The 25,712-nt window shown below is 42.4% G+C and carries 32 protein-coding genes; 15 read left to right on the top strand and 17 right to left on the bottom strand.

Annotated elements, in window-relative coordinates:
* Positions 1 to 32: 32 nt before the first annotated feature.
* From ACLHG7_RS11705 to ACLHG7_RS11675, 7 genes are all read right to left on the bottom strand, one after another.
* On the bottom strand, positions 33 to 593 hold the full coding sequence (locus ACLHG7_RS11705) for a DUF3617 domain-containing protein (protein ID WP_410211190.1): 561 nt from the start codon (positions 591 to 593) through the stop codon (positions 33 to 35).
* A 55-nt stretch (positions 594 to 648) separates the two neighbouring features.
* Entirely contained in the window at positions 649 to 1,314 is a 666-nt protein-coding gene (locus ACLHG7_RS11700) for a class I SAM-dependent methyltransferase (protein ID WP_410211189.1), read from the bottom strand.
* Positions 1,315 to 1,576: 262 nt separating this feature from the next.
* Positions 1,577 to 2,473, bottom strand: a complete 897-nt coding sequence (locus ACLHG7_RS11695) for a LysR substrate-binding domain-containing protein (RefSeq protein WP_410211188.1) — start codon at positions 2,471 to 2,473, stop codon at positions 1,577 to 1,579.
* A gap of 3 nt (positions 2,474 to 2,476) precedes the next feature.
* Positions 2,477 to 3,424: an alpha/beta fold hydrolase gene (locus tag ACLHG7_RS11690; RefSeq protein ID WP_410211254.1), complete on the bottom strand. Its 948-nt coding sequence runs from the start codon at positions 3,422 to 3,424 to the stop codon at positions 2,477 to 2,479.
* A 199-nt stretch (positions 3,425 to 3,623) separates the two neighbouring features.
* A complete protein-coding gene (locus tag ACLHG7_RS11685; protein ID WP_410211187.1) occupies positions 3,624 to 4,796 on the bottom strand; it encodes an NAD(P)/FAD-dependent oxidoreductase in 1,173 nt (390 codons plus the stop codon).
* A gap of 301 nt (positions 4,797 to 5,097) precedes the next feature.
* Positions 5,098 to 5,262, bottom strand: coding sequence for a rubredoxin RubA (gene rubA / locus ACLHG7_RS11680; protein ID WP_114898862.1), 165 nt, complete (start codon positions 5,260 to 5,262; stop codon positions 5,098 to 5,100).
* Positions 5,263 to 5,469: 207 nt separating this feature from the next.
* Positions 5,470 to 5,988 (bottom strand): rubrerythrin family protein, encoded by a 519-nt coding sequence (locus ACLHG7_RS11675; RefSeq protein WP_410211186.1) that lies wholly within the window; start codon positions 5,986 to 5,988, stop codon positions 5,470 to 5,472.
* 320 nt (positions 5,989 to 6,308) lie between these two features.
* Here ACLHG7_RS11675 and ACLHG7_RS11670 point away from each other — a divergent pair, with 320 nt between their 5' ends.
* The 12 genes from ACLHG7_RS11670 (at position 6,309) to ACLHG7_RS11615 (ending at position 16,325) form a co-directional block, all read left to right on the top strand.
* Positions 6,309 to 6,941, top strand: a complete 633-nt coding sequence (locus tag ACLHG7_RS11670) for a YceI family protein (RefSeq protein ID WP_410211185.1) — start codon at positions 6,309 to 6,311, stop codon at positions 6,939 to 6,941.
* Positions 6,942 to 7,011: 70 nt separating this feature from the next.
* Entirely contained in the window at positions 7,012 to 7,455 is a 444-nt protein-coding gene (locus ACLHG7_RS11665; protein ID WP_410211184.1) for an acyl-CoA thioesterase, read from the top strand.
* 162 nt (positions 7,456 to 7,617) lie between these two features.
* Positions 7,618 to 9,438, top strand: coding sequence for a translation elongation factor 4 (lepA, locus tag ACLHG7_RS11660; RefSeq protein ID WP_407640778.1), 1,821 nt, complete (start codon positions 7,618 to 7,620; stop codon positions 9,436 to 9,438).
* A gap of 88 nt (positions 9,439 to 9,526) precedes the next feature.
* Positions 9,527 to 10,348, top strand: a complete 822-nt coding sequence (gene lepB / locus ACLHG7_RS11655; protein ID WP_410211183.1) for a signal peptidase I — start codon at positions 9,527 to 9,529, stop codon at positions 10,346 to 10,348.
* A gap of 37 nt (positions 10,349 to 10,385) precedes the next feature.
* Positions 10,386 to 10,760, top strand: a complete 375-nt coding sequence (locus tag ACLHG7_RS11650) for a DUF4845 domain-containing protein (RefSeq protein WP_410211182.1) — start codon at positions 10,386 to 10,388, stop codon at positions 10,758 to 10,760.
* Positions 10,761 to 10,801: 41 nt separating this feature from the next.
* Positions 10,802 to 11,509 carry a ribonuclease III gene (gene rnc, locus ACLHG7_RS11645; protein WP_410211181.1) on the top strand — a complete coding sequence of 236 codons (708 nt, stop codon included), beginning with the start codon at positions 10,802 to 10,804 and terminating at the stop codon, positions 11,507 to 11,509.
* Positions 11,510 to 11,650: 141 nt separating this feature from the next.
* Positions 11,651 to 12,802 (top strand): GTPase Era, encoded by a 1,152-nt coding sequence (gene era, locus ACLHG7_RS11640; protein ID WP_410211180.1) that lies wholly within the window; start codon positions 11,651 to 11,653, stop codon positions 12,800 to 12,802.
* 33 nt (positions 12,803 to 12,835) lie between these two features.
* Complete coding sequence (locus ACLHG7_RS11635) at positions 12,836 to 13,060, top strand: NF038104 family lipoprotein (RefSeq protein ID WP_410211179.1); 225 nt, start codon at positions 12,836 to 12,838, stop codon at positions 13,058 to 13,060.
* A 35-nt stretch (positions 13,061 to 13,095) separates the two neighbouring features.
* Complete coding sequence (gene recO, locus ACLHG7_RS11630; protein ID WP_410211178.1) at positions 13,096 to 13,782, top strand: DNA repair protein RecO; 687 nt, start codon at positions 13,096 to 13,098, stop codon at positions 13,780 to 13,782.
* A gap of 250 nt (positions 13,783 to 14,032) precedes the next feature.
* Positions 14,033 to 14,773 (top strand): pyridoxine 5'-phosphate synthase, encoded by a 741-nt coding sequence (pdxJ, locus tag ACLHG7_RS11625; RefSeq protein ID WP_410211177.1) that lies wholly within the window; start codon positions 14,033 to 14,035, stop codon positions 14,771 to 14,773.
* A gap of 164 nt (positions 14,774 to 14,937) precedes the next feature.
* Positions 14,938 to 15,903, top strand: a complete 966-nt coding sequence (locus tag ACLHG7_RS11620) for an SPFH domain-containing protein (RefSeq protein WP_410211176.1) — start codon at positions 14,938 to 14,940, stop codon at positions 15,901 to 15,903.
* Complete coding sequence (locus tag ACLHG7_RS11615) at positions 15,900 to 16,325, top strand: NfeD family protein (RefSeq protein ID WP_410211175.1); 426 nt, start codon at positions 15,900 to 15,902, stop codon at positions 16,323 to 16,325. Before ACLHG7_RS11620 ends, ACLHG7_RS11615 begins: the two co-directional genes overlap by 4 nt.
* Before the next feature lie 21 nt (positions 16,326 to 16,346).
* On the opposite strand, the gene ACLHG7_RS11610 is transcribed toward ACLHG7_RS11615, so the two are convergent.
* From ACLHG7_RS11610 to ACLHG7_RS11600, 3 genes are all read right to left on the bottom strand, one after another.
* Positions 16,347 to 16,889 carry a GNAT family N-acetyltransferase gene (locus ACLHG7_RS11610; protein ID WP_410211174.1) on the bottom strand — a complete coding sequence of 181 codons (543 nt, stop codon included), beginning with the start codon at positions 16,887 to 16,889 and terminating at the stop codon, positions 16,347 to 16,349.
* Between the two features lie 80 nt (positions 16,890 to 16,969).
* Positions 16,970 to 17,797 (bottom strand): mechanosensitive ion channel family protein, encoded by an 828-nt coding sequence (locus ACLHG7_RS11605; RefSeq protein ID WP_410211173.1) that lies wholly within the window; start codon positions 17,795 to 17,797, stop codon positions 16,970 to 16,972.
* 276 nt (positions 17,798 to 18,073) lie between these two features.
* On the bottom strand, positions 18,074 to 18,301 hold the full coding sequence (locus ACLHG7_RS11600) for a sulfurtransferase TusA family protein (RefSeq protein ID WP_410211172.1): 228 nt from the start codon (positions 18,299 to 18,301) through the stop codon (positions 18,074 to 18,076).
* A 180-nt stretch (positions 18,302 to 18,481) separates the two neighbouring features.
* Here ACLHG7_RS11600 and ACLHG7_RS11595 point away from each other — a divergent pair, with 180 nt between their 5' ends.
* On the top strand, positions 18,482 to 20,005 hold the full coding sequence (locus ACLHG7_RS11595; protein WP_410211171.1) for a M48 family metalloprotease: 1,524 nt from the start codon (positions 18,482 to 18,484) through the stop codon (positions 20,003 to 20,005).
* Between the two features lie 122 nt (positions 20,006 to 20,127).
* Here ACLHG7_RS11595 and ACLHG7_RS11590 read toward each other — a convergent pair whose 3' ends face one another.
* Both ACLHG7_RS11590 and rpsU read right to left on the bottom strand, forming a co-directional pair.
* Positions 20,128 to 20,577 carry a GatB/YqeY domain-containing protein gene (locus ACLHG7_RS11590; RefSeq protein ID WP_410211170.1) on the bottom strand — a complete coding sequence of 150 codons (450 nt, stop codon included), beginning with the start codon at positions 20,575 to 20,577 and terminating at the stop codon, positions 20,128 to 20,130.
* 155 nt (positions 20,578 to 20,732) lie between these two features.
* Positions 20,733 to 20,948 (bottom strand): 30S ribosomal protein S21, encoded by a 216-nt coding sequence (rpsU, locus tag ACLHG7_RS11585; protein WP_114898844.1) that lies wholly within the window; start codon positions 20,946 to 20,948, stop codon positions 20,733 to 20,735.
* A gap of 269 nt (positions 20,949 to 21,217) precedes the next feature.
* On the opposite strand from rpsU, the gene tsaD reads away from it, so the two are divergent.
* Complete coding sequence (gene tsaD / locus ACLHG7_RS11580; protein WP_410211169.1) at positions 21,218 to 22,228, top strand: tRNA (adenosine(37)-N6)-threonylcarbamoyltransferase complex transferase subunit TsaD; 1,011 nt, start codon at positions 21,218 to 21,220, stop codon at positions 22,226 to 22,228.
* 81 nt (positions 22,229 to 22,309) lie between these two features.
* Here tsaD and ACLHG7_RS11575 read toward each other — a convergent pair whose 3' ends face one another.
* The 4 genes from ACLHG7_RS11575 to tusD form a co-directional block, all read right to left on the bottom strand.
* A complete protein-coding gene (locus tag ACLHG7_RS11575) occupies positions 22,310 to 22,618 on the bottom strand; it encodes a TusE/DsrC/DsvC family sulfur relay protein (protein ID WP_410211253.1) in 309 nt (102 codons plus the stop codon).
* A 65-nt stretch (positions 22,619 to 22,683) separates the two neighbouring features.
* The gene (locus ACLHG7_RS11570) at positions 22,684 to 23,010 is read right to left on the bottom strand and encodes a hypothetical protein (protein ID WP_410211168.1); all 327 of its coding nucleotides are present in this window, start codon (positions 23,008 to 23,010) and stop codon (positions 22,684 to 22,686) included.
* A 5-nt stretch (positions 23,011 to 23,015) separates the two neighbouring features.
* Entirely contained in the window at positions 23,016 to 23,375 is a 360-nt protein-coding gene (locus ACLHG7_RS11565) for a DsrE family protein (RefSeq protein ID WP_410211167.1), read from the bottom strand.
* Positions 23,376 to 23,469: 94 nt separating this feature from the next.
* Complete coding sequence (gene tusD, locus ACLHG7_RS11560; protein WP_410211252.1) at positions 23,470 to 23,841, bottom strand: sulfurtransferase complex subunit TusD; 372 nt, start codon at positions 23,839 to 23,841, stop codon at positions 23,470 to 23,472.
* A 90-nt stretch (positions 23,842 to 23,931) separates the two neighbouring features.
* Between tusD and galE the strand changes: the two genes are divergently transcribed.
* Complete coding sequence (gene galE, locus ACLHG7_RS11555) at positions 23,932 to 24,936, top strand: UDP-glucose 4-epimerase GalE (RefSeq protein ID WP_410211166.1); 1,005 nt, start codon at positions 23,932 to 23,934, stop codon at positions 24,934 to 24,936.
* On the opposite strand, the gene nudC is transcribed toward galE, so the two are convergent.
* Entirely contained in the window at positions 24,933 to 25,628 is a 696-nt protein-coding gene (gene nudC / locus ACLHG7_RS11550) for an NAD(+) diphosphatase (RefSeq protein ID WP_410211251.1), read from the bottom strand. The two genes, galE and nudC, sit on opposite strands and share 4 nt — an antisense overlap.
* Positions 25,629 to 25,712: the final 84 nt, after the last annotated feature.

Raw genomic sequence — 25,712 nt, 5'->3', positions numbered from 1 at the left:
CTGGATGCTTATTCAGCTTCATTTAAAAAAAATTACTCACTGCTTTGCGGTAACTGTTGATGGTAAGACTCCATTTTTGCTTTCCAGTTTGGTCGTCCCTTTATCCCTGCGCAACTCGGCGTCAACCAATGCCCCTTGATATCAATATGCGTCTTTGCAGATGCTGCTGTGATATCAATGCTTCCCGTCATACTCTCTGGATTAAGTGCCTCAACGGTGATTAGTGCTGTTGAGGCATGAGGTGCTGGGCAAGTACTTTCTAAAGTCATTTTAGTCGGGGAGCTTGAAATCACTTTCCTCGTACAAGAGCCAAACTCATTGCTACTCAGCATTTTGTTTTGATCAAGGTCTGCTTGTGTGATGCAACTTTTAGTCACATGAGGTTTTTGATTGGCTTTCATTCCCGCTTCAATTTTGGCACGCATTTCAGGAGGAATCTTTGCCAGCGTCTCAGCGGGAATGTTGATACCTTTGACTGTGCTTGATGTGGTCACCTCCCATGCCCCAGCCTTGACGTTGAGCGTAGAGGCGTGGCAAAGGAGTGGGGCAAAAAGAATAGACCAGATAGAACACGTTTTAAAAATATTCATCATCTAGACTCTCAATGTAGCATCAGATCTCTTTTTGGAAATGATGATTTTCATATCATTAGGAAGGGGTTTCATACTCAAAAGCCCAAAAATACTCCCAATTCGTAAATTTACATTGATGCCCCAGATCCATCATTAATGATTTGAATTCAGAAGCACATGGGAAGTTTTTTAGAATACGATGGGCTGTACCATCTTCAAGAATTCGAGTCTGGTAGGTATTACCGTGAGCATCGTATTGGGTCAGCGGTGAACTACTCCCTTCAACGTACCGATTATCGATCAAAATAACTTTTGAACCCGGTTCAAGTAACGCATTGATTCCGAGTAAAAACTCGCGGCGCCTTGCTTTGGGAATATGAGAGAACCAAAATCCTGCAAAGGCCGCGTTGAATTTCCCGATATCATGCTCAAGTTCGTAAGCATCCCCGTCAATAAAAGAGACTTTACTATTCGTTATGCGTTTTCGAGCCATACGTATTGTTTCAGGAGCGGTGTCTATCGCGACGATATGCTCGGCTGCCGGGGCAATGAATTGAGTCCAATATCCAGTGCCGCAAGCAACTTCAAGGACTTTGGCATTAGAAAAGAAATCCGGTAACCAGTCTTCTACAATTCTTAGATTTTCCTGTCGCTCGGGCTTAAGATATCCGTGGTCATATTCAGCGGCAAGAGCCGTGGCTTGAGTATAATAAGATTGAATGGATAATTTATGAATCGACATCGTTGTAACCCCTTTGGATGAGCACTATTCAACGTCTTAAGCCATATCTGATAGAGATAATTATGTTATGGCGGTCTTTTTATTGAGTTTTATTTACAGTTTTTATTAAGCTTTATGTCAAGTCTTGTTGTTTTTTGCTGCGTGTTTATGGAAGTTACTCGCAAAGTTATAGTCCGTCAAGCGCTTAGCGATAGTAGGAGGCTCTATAATTGGACTTTCAACCACTAATATAAGTATATTAAATATTTACGGTGATAAAAAATTAATGGAGCTGGCGGACTAACTTGGCTAATGCGTCAAGTTCAACTTGTTGGGTCGTGCTTTTTCGGGCTAATAACGCTAAAGTTCGAGTGGGTGGTTCGATTAAAGGCTGGCAGACAAGCATAGGGTAGCCCTGTAAAAAACCTGAATCAATCGCCATCTGAGGCATCAGTGTAAAGCCTAGTTGCGCAGCAACCATTTCGATTAGAGTAGGTAGGCTCGTCGCTTCAAGATCACCTAAATTAGCTCGATCGCCGAGGCTACACACACTCAGTGCATGCTCTCGTAAGCAGTGCCCCTCTTCTAAGAGCAGAAGCTCTTCAAGTGGTAACTGGCTAACGCGTTGATTGTTTTTCTTTGCTAAAAGGTCATCCTCATGGCAAACCAGTAGAAGTGGCTCTGTCTGTAATGTTGTTACTTGAAGATTTTCAGTCGGATAGGGCAATGCAAGCAACACCATATCCAAATCACCGTTTTCTAAGTCCTGGACTAGAATTTGGCTTTGCGCTTCATGTATGCGTAAGTTTAATTTGGGGTATTGCGTGCGTACAGCGTGTAATAGCTTGGCAAGGACAAAAGGAGCAATCGTTGGAATAACACCAAGATGCAAGTCACCCGTCAAAGGTTCGCCAAGCTCGCGACTGAGTTTAAGCAAGTCCCCCGCATCAGCAAGCATTAATCTTGCACGCTCAACCACTTGCTCACCTAAAGGGGTAAGGCGAACCGTTTGACGACTACGCTCTACTAAAGCACCACCTAAAACACGCTCTAACTCAATAATTCCACCTGACAGTGTAGATTGCGTGACAAAGGAGCGCTTTGCAGCTTCAGTGAAGTGTAAGGTTTCCGCAAGTGTCACTAGATACGACAATTGGCGTAGTGAAGGAAGAGCAGACATAAATTATGGCTTTGAGTGAGATTTAATGTGTTGAGTAAAGAGCTTAACCAAGAGTGGAGTATAGCCTTTAGGGATATCGTGTGCCATGCCGCTAATCAAATGAAATTTTGCACCCTTAATGGCTTTAGCTGCCGCACGGCCATGCGCAACAGGTAATAATCTGTCCTCGCTGCCATGAAGAACGATCGTTGGTGCGGTAATTTTCTCGCCCTCAGCACGAAGGGAACCTGTCGTGAGTACTGCGAGATATTGACGCATTACTCCTGCTGGTGAATAGCTGCGTCGATACAGTGTACGAGCAAATTCTATTTTCTCTTCTTCAGTACTTTGATCCGGCGTACCAATGGCGGCAAATAACTTCAAGGAATGTTTAACGAGCCCCGCCTCATCTTGTGAATCAGGACGACCGGTTAAAGCATTGAACTGTTTTGGATAAGGTGGGGGTAAGAAGGCGCGATTATTACTGCTGAATAATAATCCGAGTGTTTCAACTTTTTCAGGATAATTTGCTGCCAAGATTTGCGCAATCATCCCTCCCATTGAACCACCAATCACATGTGCTTTTTCAATACCAAGAGCATCCAGCAGACCTTTGGTGTCGTTTGCCATGTCATACAGTGTATACAGTGCTCCATCAGTTTTTAAGCCAAAGGTGAAGCGGGCCATCAATTGAGGCTGACTAAAACGAGGAGATTTTTCACGCATTTTGCTAGATAAACCAATGTCACGATTATCAAAGCGCACAACGCGATAACCCGCATCAATCAACCCTTTACAGAAAAAATCTCGCCACAACAGCATTTGCGCTCCTAGACCCATAATCAGCAAAATAACAGGGGCATCCTCTTTACCACCAATTTCAACATGAAAATCCAAGTCTCCAACCCTGACCGTAGTTTGTTGCATGAAGTCAGCATAAGGTGATGGGGTAAAAATAATAGGCGCTTGCAATGAGGACATAATCTTTTTCCGTATAGTACGCGTTGTTTAAAGTATTAAGGTACTTGGTGTTGACTTAGCCTAACATAATCTTCTGACAATTTATATTGTCAGAAGATTATTATATGATAAGCGAACGCATTAAGCCCAATATGCATAAACAATAAAAAACGCCTACTTAGTGCAGGCGTTTTTGGGCAATCACATTGAATTAAGCTGGCAGGCCCAATAAGTCGGGAACTAACTTTGTTAATGCCATACGCTGCTTAGTCGCTGTTGGGCCAAGCAGAATAAACCCTTGCAGTACATCACCTATTGTTGCTTTAGCAATCATACCGTCTTCAAGTTCTTCAAAACTCCATGTCACCCCCAGATGGGGAGCAGGGGGAAGTACAACTAAGGGCGCAGCAGGTGTTTTAACACTGACTGGCATAGCAGGGTAGTGCACTAAGCTAGGATTCCCAGTTAGTGTTTGCGCTAAAGCCCGTGCTTGCTGCATCAATGGCATCACATAGGGTAACAAGTGCCCTTCAACTTCGGCACAATCGCCCATTGCATAAATATCAGCATGACTGGTTTGTAAAGATTGATTGACTTGAATACCACGATTAATCGCCAACTCAGCTGCATGTGCAAGCTCTGTATTGGGTTTCAAACCAATCGCGGAGAGCACAATATCAACCTCAAAAGTTTGGCCATTAGCAAGTGTCACATTCAGCCCAGTGTCTGTATGCGCAATATGCTTAACCGTTGTTGCAAGTTCAAAGCGTATTCCTTTGGCTTCCAATTGTTTTTGAAACGCAATTGCAACTTCCGGAGGCAATAAACGGCCTAAAGGGCGTGGCGCAAGATCAACAACAGTTACATCATGCTCTGTGGTTAATAAGTCATTGGCGAACTCACAACCAATCAACCCGGCACCTAGCAGCAGAACTCGTTTACTTTTCTTTTGTGCTAATGAGGCATGGAAGGTTTTGTAGTCGATTAATGAATTGATCGCATAGACTTCAGAAGTGCCATCGCCTTCAATGGGAATACGGATTGGGCTCGCACCAACTGCCAAAACCAATTGTGCATAGGGCTGGGTGACGATACCTGCATCTGTTCTTAGTGTTAAGGTTTTATTTTCTTTATCAATTTCTAGAACTTGGGTATGTGCCATGATTGATGCTTTGAGTTGCTCAGTCATTTTAGCGTGATCGCCCATACCAATTTGTTCAGGTAGCTTTCCACCACTTAATGCATTTGATAATACGGGTTTTGAATAGTTGATAGCGTCATCAGCAGTGATGATCAAAAGTGGTGCTTCTGCACTGGCTTTACGTAGCTCGCGAGCGAGGGTATAACCAGCCATTCCGGAACCAACGACAACGATGGGATTCATAATATTATCCATGTGAAGGCAACTACTTAAATTCGATTGATTCTATAAAATATATAAGGCCATCTTTGCAGTATAAAACCAAGCGCTTGAAACGGATGTATTAAAAACAATCAATATCATTTCCAATACAAAGCCAAATGCTATTTCCGCAAATAGAACCAAAAAAGATTGCCCATATATCATTTAGATATAAAAAACGCTTTGTTTCAAGATTATACGCAACGGGTGCCTTTAATCTTAAATCCAAAGCGTTTGGCTGTACTGACTTAAAAAATATCAGCATGGCTGGCTAAATGAGCAATTATACTTCGATCATTTCAAAATCAGCTTTACCTACACCACAGTCAGGGCAAACCCAGCTATCAGGAATGTCATCCCACAATGTGCCTGCTGGGATACCATCATCTGGCCAGCCGATTGCTTCATCATAGATCCAACCACAAACAATACATTGATACTTTTTCATTACTTTCTCCGAAGGGCGCACGGTGGGAGTGATGTCATCGTGACATCTTGAGTCCTGCCAGTACGTCAAATTTGCCGCGATTATACAGCGATTGTTAAATATCTAAAACCCAAGGTATTCATTGAGCGTCTAAATTTCCCATGTCAAACCCCAAAATGTCTTTTAAAGCAGGTCTATTGGGTGAAAATTTCAACAAAAAAAGCGTTATTATCCCCGTGCAAGCAATTCATCGAGAGCATGTTGATAATGATTGGCATGACGCTCTTCAACTTTTGCAAGCGCGGCAAAGCGCTTTGCTGCCTTTTCAAGCACGGCTTTAAACTGGCTAGCATGCACCTTCGATTCTTCAATCTGTTCATCGTATTCGGCAACGGCTGCGGTATTTCCTTCCTCAATTGCCAAGTGACGAAATTGGGGATACATTTCAGTGTATTCGTATGTTTCACCTTCAATGGCTATTTGCAATGCTTTTGCGGATGTCATTTCTGCTTTAGGATAAAGTAGATCTAAATGACCAAAAGCATGCATAACCTCTTGAGACGCGGTCTCTTCAAAAATTTTGGCTGTTTCCTCGTCACCCATTTCGCGGGCGAGCTTGGCAAAATAACGGTATTTGATATGCGCCATCGATTCACCGGCAAAAGCCGATTCAAGATTCTTGATAGTGATTGATTGTGTTGCTGCTGGGTTTGTCATGACATCCTCGCTATGAACTTCAGTAATCATTCAATCACGACTCTAATAAGTTTCGATTAAAGTCTTGACGAAAAGATCCAGTTAAAGAAAATTGTTTGATCGATGACAATCTAAGTCTTAATCCACTAAAACATACTGTCGTCTCGATGAAACAAAGATACAATTGGGCAGACTATTTGTCTAACCGTTAATTTTTATGTTTTTAATCGAAAAAAACGATTTAAAATTTTTTGAGGTAGATTTTCATATTTTTTGCTTATGAATACTGTGTAGTCACGGCTGCTCCATGTTTTAATTAGTGCATTCAGAAGTAGACTCTCATTAACATCAAAAAATTGGAGCGGGGAATAATGAAAAATCCAAAAACAATATTTTCAAAGCAATTAATACTAAAAATGGGTTTTATTGCATCCTTTGTGCTAAGTCCTGCTTTAGCATTCTCAGCGGACTGGCAGATTGATGCCAGTAAAACATTGATTCGTTTTACTACGGCGGGGATCATGAAGGTCGATGGTGGATTTGATCACCTTGAGGGTCAGATTAAAGGCGATGCATTCGATCCGGCACATATGGAAACGACAATTTCTGTTCAAGCAAATAGTATTTCTACTGGATCGGGGATGCGTGATGACATCCTCAAAGGTAACTCATTCTTTAATGTTGAAAAGTACCCAGTGATCACTTTTAAAAGTACGCAGGTCACCCTAATTGATCCTGCTCATGCGCTGGTACATGGCGACTTGACAATGATTGGGGTCACGAAGCCAATTGAGTTTGCTATGACATTAGAAAAACCTAAGTTTGATGCCGCATCCAAAATCGTGACGATTAATACCAAAGCCAATCTAACAGTGAATCGTAATGATTGGGGCATGGACAGTTATTCAGCCATGGTTGATAAAAATATTTCGGTCCATGTAGAAAGTGCCTTAGTATCAAGCAATGTCTCTCCCACGACACTGAGCAGAATAGCTGCCCAGTGAGTGACTAACGTGCATGGGGCATCAATTAAAACAGCATGAATTAACTCGGATATAACTCAGTAGGCTATGAATGAATAATCAATCCTCTCATCAAGCAACCGCTACTCAATCCGCTGTATTTCAAAAAATTTACACAGTCCAACCCGCAGACATCGACGGACTTGGGCATATGAACAACACAGTCTATTTGAAACTCATGGAAGATCTGGCTTGGAGCCACTCGAATGTATTGGGGATAACAGTCGAAGATTTTCAACGTTTAGGATATGCGATGGTGGCCAGAGAGCATCATATGACTTATCTGGCAGCCCTCTTTCCTAATGAGCAGGTTCAGATGGAAACTTGGCTTGATAATAACAATGCATTGAACTTACATCGCTATTACCGATTTACTCGCTTATCTGATCAAAAACTGGCTTTTGAGGGACATACCCACTGGGTCTGTATTGCGATTGATACTGGCCGCCCACATCGTATGCCTCCAGAATTTAAAGTAGCTTATGGCGTCAAGTAAATGCATTCAATTAATTCATTTTTAAAGCTGCACATTGAAAAGCTACGCCGAGTCAGATAAGACCTCGTGAATTAAAGCGACATCGCTTTCGTAAGCGCAGCATCTTGTTAGAAAATGCGCTAGAATGCGGCACTATTTTCTTTTGAACCCTATAAGCCTACCGTGACTGATAAGCATACCGTGACTGACATTACGCATATTCGAAATTTTTCAATCATCGCCCACATTGACCATGGCAAATCAACACTCGCTGACCGCTTCATTCAGCGTTGTGGTGGCTTGCAGGATCGTGAAATGCAAGCGCAAGTCCTTGACTCCATGGACTTAGAGCGTGAGCGTGGAATTACGATTAAAGCGCATTCGGTGACACTGTATTTTAATCACCCTAATGGTGAACGTTATCAATTGAATTTTATTGATACACCAGGTCACGTCGATTTCTCATATGAAGTGTCTCGTAGCCTAGCTGCTTGTGAGGGCGCGCTACTGGTTGTTGATGCTGCACAGGGAGTCGAGGCACAGTCGGTCGCCAACTGCTATACCGCAATTGAGCAAGGTTTAGAAGTTGTTCCTGTACTGAATAAAATTGATTTGCCGCAAGTTGAACCTGAACGTGTAATCAAAGAGATTGAAGAGATTATTGGCATTGCAGCCGATGATGCTCCACGTGTTTCTGCGAAAACGGGGATTGGTATTGATGATCTACTCGTTGCTCTGGTGGAGCGCATTCCTGCCCCTACAGGAGATCCTGAGGCGCCATTACAAGCATTGATTATTGACTCTTGGTTTGATAACTATTTAGGTGTTGTCTCGCTTGTGCGCGTACGTCATGGTCGCATTAAAAAAGGCGACAAAATGCTGGTGAAGTCTACGGGACAAAGTCATCCCGTTTCCTCTGTGGGTGTCTTTAATCCCAAGCATTCAGAAACACCATACCTTCAAGCAGGTGAGGTGGGTTTTGTCATCGCCGGTATTAAGGATATTTTTGGTGCTCCCGTGGGTGACACGATCACCCTGCATGGCACTCCCGATGTTGAAATGTTGCCTGGGTTCAAGAAAGTTAAGCCTCAAGTTTATGCGGGATTGTTTCCAATTGATTCCAGTGATTTTGAAGCGTTTAGGGATGCTTTGCAAAAACTTAAAATCAATGATTCTGCACTCTTTTTTGAACCAGAATCTTCTGATGCACTGGGTTTTGGATTCCGTTGTGGATTCTTAGGTATGCTACATATGGAGATCGTTCAAGAACGTTTAGAACGTGAATATAATCTTGATCTGATTACTTCTGCACCTACTGTTATTTACGAAGCAGTGCAGAAAAATGGTGATGTGATTCTTGTGGATAACCCATCAAAAATGCCTGATGGAAGTACCACAGAAGAGTTACGTGAGCCGATTGCCGAGTGTCATATTCTGGTCCCCCAGGATTATTTGGGCAATGTGATGACATTATGTATCGAACGTCGCGGAGTGCAAAAAGATCTGAAGTTTTTAGGTAATCAAGTTTCCCTGACTTTTGAAGTTCCTTTGGCCGAAGTTGTTCTCGATTTTTTTGATCGCTTGAAATCCGTATCGCGTGGTTTTGCGTCATTGGATTACAATTTTGTACGCTTTCAGCCAGCACGTTTGGTTAAAGTTGACGTGCTGATTAATGGTGAAAAAGTGGATGCATTAGCCATGATTTCTCACATGGAAGATGCACGTTTCCGTGGAAATTCCTTGGTTGAGAAAATGAAGGATTTGATTCCTCGTCAAATGTTTGATGTCGCGATTCAAGCTGCTATCGGTAGCCAGATTATTGCGCGCTCTACCGTAAAAGCCATGCGTAAAAACGTTTTGGCCAAGTGTTATGGCGGTGACGTGTCACGTAAGAAGAAACTGTTGAATAAGCAAAAAGAAGGTAAGAAACGCATGAAGCAAGTCGGTAGCGTGGAGATTCCACAAGAAGCGTTCCTTGCCGTATTGCAAGTCGACAAAAAGTAAGTGAATTTAGCCAAAGGGAAGATTGCTACATAATCCTTTGGTTCTATTCATAGATGAAAATGGTCTTTTACTAGAAGGTTGTGCTGCAATGGATTTTGACTTTAATCTGATACTGGTGCCTGCAACACTGATTTTTTTTGCAATCTGGTTGCTGGATATATTAGTACTCAAACAGCGCAAGCGCGTTAAATCTAGTGAAATTGCCACAGAAAGCATGTGGGTAAGTTGGGGTTATGATTTTTTTCCGATCCTCGCCCTTGTTTTGGTCGTCCGTTCATTTTTGTTTGAACCCTTCAATATTCCATCAGAATCAATGAATCCAACGTTGTTAACTGGAGATTTTATTCTGGTTAATAAATTTGATTATGGTGTCCGTTTGCCTATCACGAATGCCAAAGTTTTAGACAGTGGTGAGCCTAAACGGGGAGAGGTGGTCGTATTTCGCTATCCGCTCAACCCTTCGACAAATTACATTAAACGCTTGGTAGGATTACCGGGTGACAAAATTGTTTATGACGAAGGAAGTTTGACCATTAATGGAGAGAAGGTTGCAAAAGTTGCATTACCAGATATGGGTGATTCCGCCTATGAGCAATTTTCTCGCGAACAAATGGGAACACATAGTCATATTACCCGTGAACTTTCTGGCGTGTGGTCTGCATCACAAGCTCCGTTTGTCAATTCGCTTAATAATGGCGTATTTGTCGCAAGCAATGGTCACCACTGGGAGGTAACTGTCCCTGCAAAACATTATTTTATGATGGGTGATAATCGTGATCGCAGTGCAGACAGTCGCTTTTGGGGCTTTGTTCCTGAAGAAAATTTAGCAGGTCGAGCGGTTTATGTGTGGATGCATAAAGAACCGGGCTGGCATTTACCTAGCTTTAGTCGTAATGGTGTGATTAACTAAGGATTGTAGTTTTAAACAGCGCTGACAGGGGATAAACATGCGTGGACAAAAGGGAATGTCGTACTGGAGTATAGTTGCACTTTTATTTATTGCATTTATAAGCATTCAGTTTACTTTAGCGGTGGGTGGGGTTTACCTCGATGATTTTACAATGAATAAAATTATAGCTGAGCGCCTAAAAGCAGCACCTACCGATAGCAATCCAGAAGCACTTATGCGCGAATTTAGTCAACAATTTGATATGAATGGTATTCGTGATGTTAAGGTTAGTGACTACTTAACGGTAACTACGGATGGTGGTATTGAGGTGGTTAAGCAATATGAAGTTCGTAAAAACTTTATTGCAAACATTGATTTGGTCATTCATTTCAAGAAAATATTTGATCAAAAGTCAATTCAGGCAGGAAATTAATTGTACCAACAGATGAGTATAGATAGCAGTGCGTTTTCTCCATGACTGAGTCCTTAAAAGTTGTTCGATTACAAAAGGCTTTAGGCTATCGTTTTAATAAGCTTGAACTATGCCAACAAGCACTAACTCATCGCTCGGTGAGTTCAAAGTCCAATTACGAGCGGCTCGAGTTCATGGGTGATGCACTGTTGGGCGTCATTATTGCCTGCTATCTCTATGATCGCTTTCCAAGCGAGGATGAAGGGCGTTTGACACGCCTGCGTTCGACATTAGTGAGGCAAGACTCACTGGCCGCGATTGCCAGAGACTTAAAGCTGGGAGAGCATCTTATTTTAGGTAGCGGCGAGATGAAAAGTGGTGGTCATCGCCGCGAGTCTATTTTGGCTGATGCAGTTGAGGCTTTGATCGGTGCAATGTATTTGGATTCATCCGATTTAAATATTGTACGTGATGTTGTGCTGCGATGGTATGAGCCCTATCTGACAACATTAGTTCCTAAAGATACTTTAAAAGATCCTAAGACGAGGCTGCAAGAGCTACTACAAGCAAAGCATTTACCGTTACCAGCGTATACTTTGACTGCCACTCAAGGTGAAGCACATAATCAAACATTCACCGTAGAATGCCATGTCGAAGGTGCCCCCATAACTGTCGGACATGGGCAAAGTCGACGTTATGCGGAACAAAGTGCCGCAAGTGAGCTATTGCAGTTTTTAGAATCACTTCCACCTAAAACAAAGTCTTCGTAATATAATTGCGAAGACATCTCCAACAATGAACCACAATCAACGTATATCTTATATCTAGATTTATTTGATATCACTTTACTTTATTCGATGGGCTTTTTTAAGCCATCGAGATCACCTCTTCTTTATTTAAGCGATCATACAATGACTAATTCAAATAGCAATTCTCCAAACAAAAACGACTTGCCTGAACATTTTTTGGACAATGACGCATCTCAGTTGGCCAATGAAGAACTCGATACGTTGACTTATCATAAAATTGACATTGCTGAAGAAAATTCCATCGCTTCCGCAAGTCAACCAAAACAACAGAACAAAGTCGTTGCGGATGACCTTATTAGTCAATTTTTTAAAGACTCTCCTGTTGTTCCTGCCGATTTTCGGGCAGGATTTGTCGCGATCGTCGGTCGTCCTAATGTCGGGAAGTCGACTTTGATGAATCATCTACTGGGACAAAAACTTTCGATTACTTCGCGTAAACCACAAACAACCCGCCATAAAATTGTTGGAATCGATACCCGTGATAATGTACAAGCGGTTTATGTCGACACACCAGGCATGCATAAGAAAGAAGTACGTGCAATCAATCGCATGATGAACAAAGCGGCTACATCTGCGCTACGTGATGTGAACCTCGTATTATTCGTTGTAGATGCTTTGAAGTGGGTTCCAGACGATGAACTGGTTCTTGAAAAACTGATCCATGCCGAAATGCCAGTCGTGTTGGTGATTAATAAGTCCGACACCTTGGACAATAAAAACACACTTTTACCGCATATTGAGCGCCTATCAACTCGTATGAAGTTTAGTGAAATTGTACCGGTATCCGCTTTACGGGGATCTAATTTAGATCGCTTACATGAAGTTATTGGACAACATCTCCCTTTCTCGCCACCCCTGTATGGCTTAGATCAGATCACGGATCGTCCTGCACGCTTTTTAGTCTCTGAAATTATTCGTGAGAAAATTATGCGTCAATTAGGCGAAGAAATTCCTTATGATCTAACAGTACAAATTGAAAGTTTTAAACAAGAACCCGAAGCAGTTAAAGCCAATGGGCAGAAAAAAGCTGCATGTACTTTCATTGACGCCACGATTCTTGTTGAACGTCAGGGTCAAAAAGCAATTGTGATCGGTGATAAAGGGTCACGTTTAAAGCAGATTGGTGTGGAGGCAAGGCAGGATATGGAAAAACTGCTTGAACAAAAGATCATGCTGACGCTGTGGGTTAAAGTAAAAGGGGGCTGGTCTGATGATGAGCGTGCACTCAAAAGCCTTGGTTATGGTGATATCTAACACGCGTTTTATTTTCAAGGAAAGGGAAGTGTAATGAAGAAAGTTTTACTAGTCGTTATTGCCTCAAGTCTTTTATTATCAGGTTGTATTACTGATATCGTGACTGTTCCTCTTGGCATCGCTTATGACGTCACTAAAGTTGCAGTTAAAGGAACGGCAGCCGTAGTCGGGGGAACCGTTGATCTTTTAACCCCCGATAGCAAAGACAAGAAAGACGATGATAAAAAAGATACGAGTAAAAGTGACGCTACGAGTTGAAATTAGTTTCGTCAATCGGCTAAACGGAATTTGTGATGCGTAATGAACCGCTTCACGGTTATGTTCTACATCAGCGAGCTTATCGTGAAAATAGTAAGCTCGTGAACTTTTTATCATTTGAAGCCGGACGGGTAGATGGGATTACTCGGCAGAGTATCCCTTCGCTTTATCAGCCGACACTCCTGTTCGCAACGGGAAAATCCGCGCTCAAAACTTTTGCAAAAGCGGAAACAGTAGGGACTGCGAAGATACTCTCCGGAGATGCACTATTTGCTGGATTCTACTTAAATGAATTATTGGTGAGGTTACTGCCTCATCAAGAGCCTTTGCCTACTGTAGTGACAGCTTACACGCATGCTTTACAGGCTCTTGCTGACCAGCAATCTTTAATTGCAACCTTACGGCGTTTTGAACTCGTTCTTTTGTCGCAGTTGGGTTATGCCATAGACTTTAAAAATGATCGTTTAGGTGTACCCATTCAATCTCATTTGCTATACCGTTATCAAAGGGATGAGGGTTTTGCACTTCATACTTCTGGCGAAACAGGTGCATCACTATTAGCGATGGGTGATCTAAGTGATGAAGTCCCACTCACACTTTCAGTAGAGTCACTCCCCATGCTAACGCGAGTTTTACGGAATGCTTTAGCCGCACAATTAGGTGATAAGCCCTTGAAAAGTCGGGCGCTTTGGATATCCAATAAGACAAATATTTCAAACTAATATTTTGCGGGTTATGCAGACTAGAGATAAGCTTAAATATTGTGCTCACATCGCGATGGTTCGTTTGCTCTTCGTTACCGATTTCATATGAAAAGTTAATACAGTGAACCCTACCAATCAAGCGTATATTAAAGCGATTAACAAAGAATAGAGAATCAGACCATCATTTTGACGTATATCAACAGAATTAAAGCATCATCGTTATATACTCATTAATACCATGATATAAAACAATTTATAGGAGCTTAAAATGTCACTTTTACTTGGGGTAAACATTGATCATGTCGCCACTTTGCGTCAAGCTCGTGGTACTGCATACCCCGATCCAGTGGCAGCTGCACTCCTATGCGAGCGTGTCGGAGCCGATGGTATCACCTTACATTTGCGAGAAGACCGCCGTCATATACAAGATGACGATGTCCGCCGTATGCGACCACTCTTACAAACACGAATGAATCTGGAAATTGCTGTCACAGATTTTATGATTGATTTTGCATGTGAAATTCGGCCTCAACATGTTTGTCTAGTCCCAGAGAAACGTAATGAGCTTACGACAGAAGGTGGGCTTGATGTGGTCCGCCAGCATAAAAAAATTCAACATGCTGTGGAGGTTCTCACCAAAGCAGGTTGTGAGGTGTCATTGTTTATTGATCCTTGCGTACAGCAAATTGACGCAGCGATTGCTTGCGGTGCTCCTGTAGTTGAGCTCCATACTGGCTCTTATGCTGAAGCGGTTGGTGACCATCAATTATTAGAACTTGAGCGCATTACAGATGTAACTGCTTATGCTGTGGACTTGGACTTAATAGTTAATGCAGGCCATGGTTTAAATATGAATAATGTTGCAGCAATTGCAGCAATTCCAACAATCCATGAATTAAATATTGGTCATGCATTAATTGCAGATAGTATTTTCATTGGTCTTGAGGCTGCAATTCGTGATATGAAAGCCGCGATGCTCGATGCTCGATCTGCCGCTCGCATACGATAGATTGATGCAAAATGTGGGGGGAGATGATTGTGGCTCATCATCATGCATATTAAGTTACATCATAGACAGAATATGCTGATCTGAATCAGTTATATTTGAAATGTAATTCTAATACTGACGTCAGAACTTAATCATAGCGTCAGATTATCTAGGGAAGTGATGACATGCTTGGAAGTTTTTTGATTGTTCTTTTAGTTTTGGTGGTATTTATCGGGCTACAGGCTATTAAGATAGTTCCACAGGGGTTTCTATATACCATCGAGCGTTTTGGCAAATATAGCCGCACACTTGAGCCTGGCTTGGCTTTTATTACTCCTTTTATTGAAAAAGTTGGAAAGCGGGTCAATGTGATGGAACAGTTATTAAATGTTCCTCCGCAACAAGTCATCTCTCGCGATAACGCTGGTGTTACGATTGATGCCGTCTGTTTTTATCAGATTATGGATGCCTATAAGGCATCTTACGAAGTTAGTAACCTCCCCATAGCACTTAACAATCTTGTCATGACCAATATTCGTACCGTCATTGGTTCAATGGAATTGGATGCCATGTTATCGCAGCGCGATCAGATCAATGGTCAGTTATTGTCTTCGATCGACCATGCGACATCGCCTTGGGGAGTAAAAATGACGCGGATTGAGATTAAAGATATTAATCCACCCGCTGATTTGGTCAATGCCATGGCCTCTCAGATGAAAGCTGAACGAACCAAGCGCGCCTATGTACTTGAGGCAGAAGGTCGTCGCCAAGCTGAAATTTTGACGGCAGAAGGTGAAAAACAAGCTCAAATTCTCAAAGCGGAAGGTGAAAGACAAGCAGCGTTCTTACAAGCTGAGGCTCGTGAGCGACTCGCTGAAGCAGAAGCCACTGCAACACGACAAGTCAGTGAAGCACTGACCAATGGTAACGTTCAAGCGTTGAACTATTTCATTGCACAAAAATATGTTGAATCTCTCAAGGACATGGCAAAAAGCACAAACAGTAAGGTTATTTTTATGCCACTTGATGCATCCGCGTTAGTGGGTGCGGTCGGGGGTGTTGCTGAACTCTTGTCTGAACGTACAGGGCAGGCGACTTCAGTCGCTCCCCCTAAACCATCACGATTCTCACCACCACAGGATCGCACATGAGTGCTGGGGTATTTTGGCTGATCATTGCCAGCATTATGCTTATTGCTGAACTAATGACAGGAATTCTATTCTGCCTATGTTTAAGTCTGGCTGCACTAATCACTGTTGCTGTGACATGGATACTACCGCCATTTGGTCAGGGTATCGTTTTTGCCATTCTATCAACGATATTTCTGATCATTTGGGCACGCTGGCGCCAGCAACAGACAGCTTTAGAAAAACCGGTGATTTCGGAAATTCAGCATCATCTCATTGATCACGTATTGATCCTTTCGCGTGCGCTCGAGCCGACGGCTCAAATCCGTGTAGGAGATAGTTTTTGGCTAGCACGAACAGAAGATGGGCTGTCATTAGCTGAAGGAACCAAGGTAAAAGTCATCGCAATTGAAGGCACAGTATTAGTCGTCCGAGCGATCGAATAAATTATTTTTCTGGTGTTTCCATTATTGATATGAAAGCCTATATAGGCAGTGTGGTCGAAGCGGGCTGCCTATTGCAACTGACGGATGCTCGAAATTTTCCTGTACATCATGCATCCCAATTCGCTCCATAACCCTTTGTGATCTCTGATTCAATAAAGCCGTAAATGAAACGATCTCGGGTAAATGAAGGACTTCAAACCCGATCTGCAAAACACTACAAGCCGCTTCTGTCGCATATCCTTGTCCCCAAAACTCAGCCGCTAAGCGCCAGCCTATTTCGACACAGGGAGAAAAGGGCAGTGTAGCAGTTGGAATATGCAACCCCACAAAACCAATGAATTGCTGGGTTGCCTTGACCTCTACTGCCCAGAACCCCCAACCTCGCTCTGCAATCAAAGATTGACAGCGCGCTGCCATTGCATCACTTTCTCTGACACTCAATGTAGAAGGAAAATATGCCATCACCGCTGAATCAGCATTTAGTTTTGAAAATAACGGGTAATCCGAAAGTTGCCATTGACGCAGTAACAGCCGCTTTGTTTCAAATTGAAGGATTGGAGGCATATTGGATAAATCATGATAATTTGGAGATAATACAAACTGCAATGTAACAGCTGTAATACCCCCTAACGGCTTAATTAAATTTAGCTTTGAACCAAATGAACGACTCGCTGAGGAAAGGGGATACCAATACCTGCATCAGTTAATTGTTCTTTAGCTTGCTCCAAGAAGTCAAACGTGACAGGCCAATAATCTGTATTGGCTACCCAAATTCGTAACGTAATATTGATCGCATTATCACCCAGCCCCGTCACATGAACTGCTGCTTCTGGCGTTGCAAAAACACGTTGATCACGGGCGATATTCAGTAATACCTCACGCGCACGTTTAATGTCACTATCGTAGTCGATCCCTAGGTTAATATCGATACGACGCATGGGCTCACGTGAGTAATTGGTAATATTTCCATTTGATAAACTGCCATTGGGTACGATCACAACTTTATGGTCCGCAGTTTTCAATGTTGTATGAAAAATCTGGATGCTATCGACATTGCCACTCACTCCACTTTGCGCTTCGATCCAATCTCCAATGCGAAAAGGACGGAATAATAGAATTAATACGCCCCCTGCAAAGTTGGCCAAACTCCCTTGCAATGCCAGTCCAATCGCTAGTCCAATAGCGCCAAGCGCAGCAATAAATGAACTGGTTTCTATACCGATCATCGATGCAACACTGATCACTAAGGGTACTTTAAGGAGAATGTTCGCTATGGTACAAATAAAGCTGTGCAGTGCCGGATCGACGTTTTTAGTGCGTAAAATCCAACCAATTTTTTGAGTCAGTTTGTTGATTAGCCACCAACCGATAATCAGTGTGATGAGTGCTAAAAGTAACTTACCGCTGTATTGCATAATGACAGGAAGCCAAGTCTGTGTTGACCTCGTAAGCTCATCGATACTCAATTGCATAAGAGCTCCTTAAATATAAGATAAAAAAATTATCAGAAATAAAATCAGATTTTATTTTTGAGGGCTTAATCAATAGAATGACGTCAATCTGCGATTTACAGATTTCTGAGAAAAATCAGAGAGAGTGCATGGAAGAGGGGCTATTATAGTGCTTCTGAGTTGGCGCTTTGTATACGTTATTCAAAGCTTTGTTTATCTAGGTTTAGTTTAGGATTTAAATTGTTTACACAGGAATGCAAGTTAAATAAATTGTATAAAAAATAATCGTCTGTTGTATTATTTTTTGTGAATATCAAAAATAAACTTATTTTGTTTATCGTCGTTGAAGTGCTGAATGCAAACTAAGCCTGCAATATCGCAATAGCGCTTGATATCTTGTTGACTCATTGGATCTGTCGAAATAAGGCGAATATGCACATCATCAGCCTGCTGGCGTAAAGTCATTTTAAGCTTGAGTAATGGCATGGGGCAGTGTAAACCACTGGTATCAATTTCAAATATCATGGGGCTGAGGGCTCACTTCCATATCTAAAACGTTCAAGTGTGTCAGTATAGATTCATCTTTATCAGCTAAGCTAGAAACGTTTCATAAAGAGATGATTTTCGTTGCAAAATCATACTATCGCTCTGAACATCATCCCTTGATAATTCAGATGAACATTGATTATGACGGGTTATTTTAGCATGCTAATGAGATGTAATCTTATTTTATGGACACTGGGTATCTCCGCAATATGTCCAATGCTCACTCATGCCAAGATAGAGTCAGATGTTTGGGATACGCAGGTCCACTCCTCAAGCGAAAGCTACGTTTTACCCACTTTAGGTTCGCAGCCTGGATTGATTGATCAAGCGCGGGATAAGACAATTGGCGAAGCGGTATTGCGAGAGATCAATAAAGAAGTGCCTGTGGTTGATGATCCTTTAGTTCAGGATGATCTTGAACGGATGTATCGGCGGATTTATGCTCAAACCTTGTTGGGAACGCCTACTGCATTATTACTCATCCAGGATGAGGAAATTAATGCCTTTGCTGTACCGGGAGGTTTAGTTGCCATGAACACGGGATTACTTCTCAGTGCGGATAATGCTGACGAGGTCGCGGGAGTGCTCTCACATGAAATCGCCCATGTGAGCCAGCGTCACTATAGTCGCCAGACCGATGCCATGAAAAATCAAAAGTGGTGGGCATTAGGTGGTGCCATTGCTGCCATTGCCTTGGCAAAAAAAGATGGCGACACTTCATCAGCACTCTTTATGGGAACACAAGCTTCATTGATGAGTCAACAGCTCGCATACAGTAGGGATAACGAGCGGGAAGCGGATCGAGTTGGGATGCAGCTCATGCAAAGTGCGGGTTATGACCCTAGAGCAATGCCTGATTTTTTTGAAATTATGCAGAAGAAAACCAGAATGGTCGGCTTTGTCCCATCATTTATATTGACCCACCCGCTAACGAGTGAGCGTATTAGCGAAGCAAGACTCAGAGCAAACCAATATAGCTTGGATCAAGTCCGGCCAGCTTCTTCTATGATGAATCAGAGCAGTAGCTTATTAAGCTCTCCACAGCTTGATGCCTTTCATGTAATGCAATTACGTGTTGCTGCTGTAACAAATACAACTAATATTTCAGCATTGATTCCACAAGCAAAAACTGATGATGCTGCAGCACTTGCTTTAGCGTATTTATACCAAAAAGCAGGAAGAATTATTGATGCCAGAAAACTGGTCACCCCTTTGCTCACACGCTATCCAGATTCGGCTTATGTGACCATCACTGCTGCTGAAATTGAGATTGCTGATAATAAATCTGCTACAGCAATCAAACTGCTTGAACCCTTATCGCGAGTTATGCCAGAAAGCCGTCCGATCATCATGACTTTAGCACGCGCCTATGTGCTTCTAGGCCAAGGGCAAACTGCGATCGATTTACTGCGTCCATGGACACTTAAACGCCCCCAAGATATTCAGCTCTGGCAATTGATGAAGGAGGCGGCAGAAAAACTTCCCGCCACAAATAAAAATGCGATCAGTGTCCTGAGATATCGCGCTGAAATGCTATTTTGGCAAGGAAGTATTGAATCTGCGTTGCGTTCACTTGATCGTGCTGAAGCACTTGCAGATAAAAAATCAGTTGAGTTTGAACTTATTACGCTACGTACCAAATATATGGAGCAGAAAATGAAAGAGAAGCTGAAAGACTTATAGTTGCGAGTGTTATTAATTTAAAGGATAGAGGGCTTTAGAGCTCTCGAGCCTGTGATCAATATTATAGGTATATTTGACTTTTTTATTAAGTTTTAAACAACCAAATATACCCAATATTTTAATTAGACCGATAACTTTGCTTTTATACGCGCGGAAACATCACCAGCATCAGCACGACCAGCAATCTGTGGGCGCAGCGCATTCATCACTTTCCCCATATCACGGATACTGGTTGCGCCTTGGGTCACGATTTCATTTTTAATGAGTACTTCAAGCTCTTCACTGGTCATCGCTGCCGGCAAAAACTCGCTGATAACTTCCAGTTCAAATTGCTCTTTTTGAGCAAGATCATCACGCCCTGCATTAGTGTATGCACTAATGGACTCTTTACGTTGTTTGAGTTGTTTTTCAAGCAATGCTAAAACACGAGCATCATCCAACTCTTCGCGCGTATCAACTTCAATTTGTTTGATTGCAGCTTGTACACCGCGAAGTACGGATAAGCGGTCAGACAAACGCTCGCGCATTGCAGACTTAACTGATTCGGTTAAACGGAGTTTTAGCTCGGACATGAAATCAATATCCTTATATTGAATGACTATAAAAATTTAAAAGAAGCGTAAAGCACCTATCCAAAAAGATAAAAGCCGAGACAATGAGCTCGGCTTTAAATCTGATAACGCATTTACTGACACATTAATGAGTTTATCAATGTGTGCAAATCATCTTAGTACAAGCGAGTTGTACGAACTGATTCACGTGACAGCTTTTTAGCGTGGCGTTTTACAGCCGCTGCTTTTTTACGTTTACGCTCTTGAGTCGGCTTTTCATAGAACTCACGTTTACGTACATCAGCCAAAACGCCTGCTTTTTCGCATGAACGTTTGAAACGGCGGATTGCGACGTCAACTGGTTCGCCTTCTTTAAGCTTAACTTGTGGCATGTAACTTCCTCGAACTTATTGTTCAGTTTAGGTTCAGTGGTTCAATATCGGTTGGTCTACAGACGTTCATTTTAACACAATTTTCACTGCGATCAATAAACATCCGTCTTAGTTAGACGAAGGCAGCTATTCTACCGTGAAGTTTTGCGAGTGACAACCATGAAACGTAGATATATACAGGTTTTTTGCAAATTTTCTGCATTAAATCTCAGTGAAAACTCTATAATGTGCACCTTAAGTGGTCTTCTGATTTTGTAAAGGTTGATTTTATGCTGGTTTTGGGTTTGGAAACATCATGTGATGAGACCGGTTTAGCTTTGTTTGATAGCGAAAAAGGTTTGCTTGGACAAGTTTTGCATAGTCAAATCGCATTACATGCTGAGTATGGCGGTGTCGTACCCGAACTGGCATCACGTGATCATGTCCGCAAAATGATTCCTTTATTAGAAACGCTCCTAACACAAACTCAAACTCGGAAATCTGATCTTGATGCGGTCGCATTTACACGAGGCCCTGGCCTCATGGGTGCACTGATGACTGGCGCATTATTTGGGCGTACGCTGGCTTTTGCATTAGACATTCCCGCTATCGGCGTACACCATATGGAGGGCCACTTGTTAGCCCCCTTGTTATCTGAGGCGCCCCCAGAGTTTCCTTTTGTTGCATTGCTTGTTTCAGGGGGACATAGTCAGCTTATGGCTGCCTATGGTATTGGTCAATATGAATTATTGGGTGAGTCCATTGATGATGCGGCAGGTGAGGCATTCGACAAAGTTGCAAAAATGATGAACCTGCCATACCCCGGTGGACCCAATGTAGCCAAATTGGCTGAATCTGGTGATCCACAAGCGTTTAATTTGCCGCGCCCTATGTTGCACCAAGGCTTAGATTTCTCGTTTAGCGGTATGAAAACTGCGGTTTTGAACCAATATAAAAAAATTGAAGGGCAAGGGCGCGAAGCTGATTTAGCCGCAAGTTTTCAAGAAGCAATGGTAGATACCTTGGTCAAAAAATGTGTCCGAGCACTAAAGCAAACCGGTCTTAAACGCTTGGTTATTGCCGGTGGTGTCAGTGCAAATCAGGCACTCCGAACACGATTACAGATGGAGATCGAGCGAATCGCTGCAAAAGTTTATTACGCTGAACCTGCACTGTGTACAGATAACGGTGCAATGATTGCTTTTGCAGGGTGGCAACGACTTAAAGCCGGGCAGCATGATGAACTCGCCGTGACGACGACGCCGCGTTGGCCGATGACTGAACTGAATATACCGAATTAATAGTAACTATATAATACTATTTAATAATTGTTGTTACATGTTATTTATTAAATATAACATGTAACAACAATTAGATGGATATTATAAGCAATTTGCTGGTTTTGGTAATCCTGACAAACGAGCCAGAGTGCGAGCAACAAGGCCTGTGTTGAAGAGCGCCATGAGATGAACATTTGTCATTTCAGGGCCGATTGATTGCAACAAAAATTTGATCAATGGGCGAGTTGCAGGCGCATGTTCAAATCGTTGATAAAAAGTTCGCATTGCGAAAAGTACTTGTAAATGTACCTCCGTCAAGACAAGTCCATCTTGTGCTGCCAACAACTGTGCAACTTCGGGTGTCCATCTTAGGTAGTTGATTAAATGACCATCTGAGTCCACTTCGGGCATTGCAATGAGTAATGTCAACTCTTGGGTCAATTGATCTTTAGAGATGTTTTTATCTGTCATTCTATTTAACAGCGCCATGTCAGGGTACGTTGAAATACAAGGGTCAATTCTGCCCACTGATCTATAGTAACAATCTGTATGGGATTGGCATCGTTTGGAGCGATACCCAATAGCTGCATGTCTGACTGCAGAATTGCAGTTAGATCAAATGGCGCCAATTTTACCGAATGATAACCCTGCGCAGCTTCCGCTATTAAAAGCAATAAATCACCCAATTGCCATACTGATTGAAGCTGAGGCAGAAGTACTGGCCAGTAACGGGGGGCGGCTGTGAGTAGATGTAAGGTATTATTGAGAGATTCAACTTTCAGTGCATCTATATTATTTTGCATTATATTTACCACCTCAACACCCCATCAAATGACCCCAATATTGCTGAGTTTAATTCAATGAATTCATGCTCTATAATGGTCTCATTGAGAGTTAATCGATATTGTTCTGCGCTGATTTGATCTACCCAGACGGGAAGTAAATCATAGAATTCAAAACTTTCTACTAAAGCATGAGCTGACTTAAAAGGGTGTGATGTATTTTCTTCGTTTTTGAATGGTACTCTTAATAAATCAACCCCATCATCTGTCAGTAAAATTTTTACTTGGATACCGTAAGTCGCCAGCACCATAACTGCAGAAAGCGATTCTAGTAGTAATTGTCCTTGAAGCGGACTCTGACTAATAATGACGAGGAGTGTTTTCATATAAGTATTAAATGTATTACACAAAAAAGTGCTCTGCATTGAGCGGTTTATAACGTTACTTATTCGTAAAGAATAAGCTTGCAAATTTATCGGATTACAGATGAATAACGCGATCGACATGCAACATTGAGTCTGCGAGATCCCCTAAACCCACTAAACGAAATCCTTCAGCAATGTTATCGCCCTTTAGCTGATGCCGTGTTGCGTTATCTTGATCGGTAATGCCACGCAGTAAGGCCGCACTGACACAAACGACGCGATCTAAATCAAGCTGTCGCCATAATTGTGCCAAATCAGGTTCGTCACTTGGACGCCAATTCAAGCGACTTGCAATACCCGCTGCATCTTGGTAGAAGAAAACTTTGACTTGTGCGCCTTGCTCAAGTAATGATTTTGCAAGTTCGGCACTATACCATGCCAGCGGAGAGGTCATGGGTTCTGTTAATAAAAGTAAGACGCTGCTCATAAAAAAGTATAGGATTAGCATGATGGAATTCAGTGGCATAATAGCAGTTATCAAGAATTCATAGTCAAAGACATTACGTAAGGAAAGTAGATGATTTTACTCACAGGCGGACTTGGTTATTTGGGTTCGCATATGGCTGCGCGACTCGTTAAAGATGGCCATGATGTTGTCTTGGTCGACAACCTATCCAATTCAAACATTTCAGTTCTGCATCGCTTGACACAATTAGTTGGTCATGAGATTCCATTTGTACAGATGGATGTCAGAGTAAAAGAACAGTTGCAGCAAATATTTGAAAAATATATGGTAACCAGCGTCGTGCACTTTGCTGGGTCAAAGTCTGTTAATGAGTCGATTTCGCAGCCCTTAGATTATTATGATAATAATGTTAATGGTCTAATTTCGCTTTTAGAGGTGATGAAATCTACACATGTTAAAACTATAGTCTTTAGTTCAACTGCTGCTATTTACGGTGAACCTGAATCACTCCCAATTGTAGAGGATGCAAAGCAAGCACCGATCACACCTTATGGTCGTAGTAAGCAGATGTGTGAATTCATCTTACAAGACCTATCACGTGCTGAACAAGATTGGCGAATTGCAGTTCTGCGATATTTTAACCCTGCAGGTGCTCATGAAAGTGGCTTGATTGGTGAAATACCGCATGGCATACCAAATAACTTAATGCCTTATATCGCTCAAGTCGCAAGGGCGGAACGTCCCTATCTACAAGTATTTGGCGATGATTACGCCACCATTGATGGCACTGGAGTGCGTGATTATATCCATGTCCAAGATCTCATCAGTGGTCATGTACAAGCTATAACTTGGCTCACCAAGCAATCTGAAGCGTTTGAGATTTTAAATTTGGGTCGCGGAGAAGGGATCTCTGTCATGCAGATGCTCAATGCTTTTTCAAAAGCTGTTGGTCATGATTTACCCTATCAAGTCGTTCCTCGCCGTCAAGGTGATTCCGCAAGTGTTTATGCTGATGTATCGCATGCTAAGCGGTTACTCGGGTGGGAAGCAATGCGTACCGTTGATGATATGGCGATTGATATGTGGCGCTTCTATCAAGGCCTGAACGCAGACTAATGATTATATTGGCTAATGATTTGTTGGATCATTCGGTGTGCAATAGATCCAGTCGGAGGAACAAGGGGGAGTTGATCGAAGGCATAGAACGCAGCTTCGGCAATTTCCTCCTCTTGTAAGACCAATTCACCGCCAGCATACTCTGCATGAAATCCAATCATAATATTAGAGGGGAATGGCCAAGGTTGGCTACCTAAGTAGCTAATGTTTTTGACATCGAGTCCAACTTCTTCTTTAACTTCTCTTGCGACTGCTTGTTCTAGAGTTTCTCCAACCTCAACAAAACCAGCAATCAAGCTAAACATCGGCATATTTGATCGGGATGAACGCGCAAGTAATAAGCTATGTCTGTGACTAGAATCAATACGTGTAATAGCAACAATAATGCAAGGCTGTAATCTTGGGTACTGCATATACTCGCAACGAGGACAAACCATTGCATATTCATGGGCATGAGTAACAGTTGCTGTGCCACAGCGGCTACAGTAACCATGGTTCCGCCGCCACTCTAATAATTGGATACCCCGCGAGGCTCGTTCAAACTCAGTGGTAGACCAGCGGGTCAATAGCTGACGCAATGGCGTAAGTGTGTAACCCACTAACTCCTGCCCGGACTCCATTGACCGAGCGATGAAAATGGCTTCACTTGTCACAGCAATAACAATATCAGTTGGATAGCGTTCAGAAAGAATAGGGAGGCGCCCATCCTCAGTGACAGCAATTGCATTGCCATCAATGAGGAGTCCGTACGTTGTTATGTCTAAATCATTGGCTCG

Source organism: Aquirhabdus sp. (assembly GCF_046462495.1).
Lineage (GTDB): Bacteria > Pseudomonadota > Gammaproteobacteria > Pseudomonadales > Moraxellaceae > Aquirhabdus.
The sequence above is the reverse complement of the archived record's forward strand: the minus strand, read 5'-3'. Positions and strand labels throughout refer to the sequence as shown.

Excerpts from the sequence above, each read along its gene's own strand:
- ACLHG7_RS11705 (WP_410211190.1), bottom strand. The coding sequence starts at position 593 with ATGATGAATATTTTTAAAACGTGTTCTATCTGGTCTATTCTTTTTGCC.
- ACLHG7_RS11700 (WP_410211189.1), bottom strand. The coding sequence starts at position 1,314 with ATGTCGATTCATAAATTATCCATTCAATCTTATTATACTCAAGCCACG.
- ACLHG7_RS11695 (WP_410211188.1), bottom strand. The coding sequence starts at position 2,473 with ATGTCTGCTCTTCCTTCACTACGCCAATTGTCGTATCTAGTGACACTT.
- ACLHG7_RS11685 (WP_410211187.1), bottom strand. The coding sequence starts at position 4,796 with ATGAATCCCATCGTTGTCGTTGGTTCCGGAATGGCTGGTTATACCCTC.
- rubA (WP_114898862.1), bottom strand. The coding sequence starts at position 5,262 with ATGAAAAAGTATCAATGTATTGTTTGTGGTTGGATCTATGATGAAGCA.
- ACLHG7_RS11675 (WP_410211186.1), bottom strand. The coding sequence starts at position 5,988 with ATGATTACTGAAGTTCATAGCGAGGATGTCATGACAAACCCAGCAGCA.
- ACLHG7_RS11670 (WP_410211185.1), top strand. The coding sequence starts at position 6,309 with ATGAAAAATCCAAAAACAATATTTTCAAAGCAATTAATACTAAAAATG.
- ACLHG7_RS11665 (WP_410211184.1), top strand. The coding sequence starts at position 7,012 with ATGAATAATCAATCCTCTCATCAAGCAACCGCTACTCAATCCGCTGTA.
- lepB (WP_410211183.1), top strand. The coding sequence starts at position 9,527 with ATGGATTTTGACTTTAATCTGATACTGGTGCCTGCAACACTGATTTTT.
- ACLHG7_RS11650 (WP_410211182.1), top strand. The coding sequence starts at position 10,386 with ATGCGTGGACAAAAGGGAATGTCGTACTGGAGTATAGTTGCACTTTTA.
- rnc (WP_410211181.1), top strand. The coding sequence starts at position 10,802 with ATGACTGAGTCCTTAAAAGTTGTTCGATTACAAAAGGCTTTAGGCTAT.
- era (WP_410211180.1), top strand. The coding sequence starts at position 11,651 with ATGACTAATTCAAATAGCAATTCTCCAAACAAAAACGACTTGCCTGAA.
- ACLHG7_RS11635 (WP_410211179.1), top strand. The coding sequence starts at position 12,836 with ATGAAGAAAGTTTTACTAGTCGTTATTGCCTCAAGTCTTTTATTATCA.
- recO (WP_410211178.1), top strand. The coding sequence starts at position 13,096 with ATGCGTAATGAACCGCTTCACGGTTATGTTCTACATCAGCGAGCTTAT.
- pdxJ (WP_410211177.1), top strand. The coding sequence starts at position 14,033 with ATGTCACTTTTACTTGGGGTAAACATTGATCATGTCGCCACTTTGCGT.
- ACLHG7_RS11620 (WP_410211176.1), top strand. The coding sequence starts at position 14,938 with ATGCTTGGAAGTTTTTTGATTGTTCTTTTAGTTTTGGTGGTATTTATC.
- ACLHG7_RS11615 (WP_410211175.1), top strand. The coding sequence starts at position 15,900 with ATGAGTGCTGGGGTATTTTGGCTGATCATTGCCAGCATTATGCTTATT.
- ACLHG7_RS11610 (WP_410211174.1), bottom strand. The coding sequence starts at position 16,889 with ATGCCTCCAATCCTTCAATTTGAAACAAAGCGGCTGTTACTGCGTCAA.
- ACLHG7_RS11605 (WP_410211173.1), bottom strand. The coding sequence starts at position 17,797 with ATGCAATTGAGTATCGATGAGCTTACGAGGTCAACACAGACTTGGCTT.
- ACLHG7_RS11600 (WP_410211172.1), bottom strand. The coding sequence starts at position 18,301 with ATGATATTTGAAATTGATACCAGTGGTTTACACTGCCCCATGCCATTA.
- ACLHG7_RS11595 (WP_410211171.1), top strand. The coding sequence starts at position 18,482 with ATGCTAATGAGATGTAATCTTATTTTATGGACACTGGGTATCTCCGCA.
- ACLHG7_RS11590 (WP_410211170.1), bottom strand. The coding sequence starts at position 20,577 with ATGTCCGAGCTAAAACTCCGTTTAACCGAATCAGTTAAGTCTGCAATG.
- rpsU (WP_114898844.1), bottom strand. The coding sequence starts at position 20,948 with ATGCCACAAGTTAAGCTTAAAGAAGGCGAACCAGTTGACGTCGCAATC.
- tsaD (WP_410211169.1), top strand. The coding sequence starts at position 21,218 with ATGCTGGTTTTGGGTTTGGAAACATCATGTGATGAGACCGGTTTAGCT.
- ACLHG7_RS11575 (WP_410211253.1), bottom strand. The coding sequence starts at position 22,618 with ATGCCCGAAGTGGACTCAGATGGTCATTTAATCAACTACCTAAGATGG.
- ACLHG7_RS11570 (WP_410211168.1), bottom strand. The coding sequence starts at position 23,010 with ATGCAAAATAATATAGATGCACTGAAAGTTGAATCTCTCAATAATACC.
- ACLHG7_RS11565 (WP_410211167.1), bottom strand. The coding sequence starts at position 23,375 with ATGAAAACACTCCTCGTCATTATTAGTCAGAGTCCGCTTCAAGGACAA.
- tusD (WP_410211252.1), bottom strand. The coding sequence starts at position 23,841 with ATGAGCAGCGTCTTACTTTTATTAACAGAACCCATGACCTCTCCGCTG.
- galE (WP_410211166.1), top strand. The coding sequence starts at position 23,932 with ATGATTTTACTCACAGGCGGACTTGGTTATTTGGGTTCGCATATGGCT.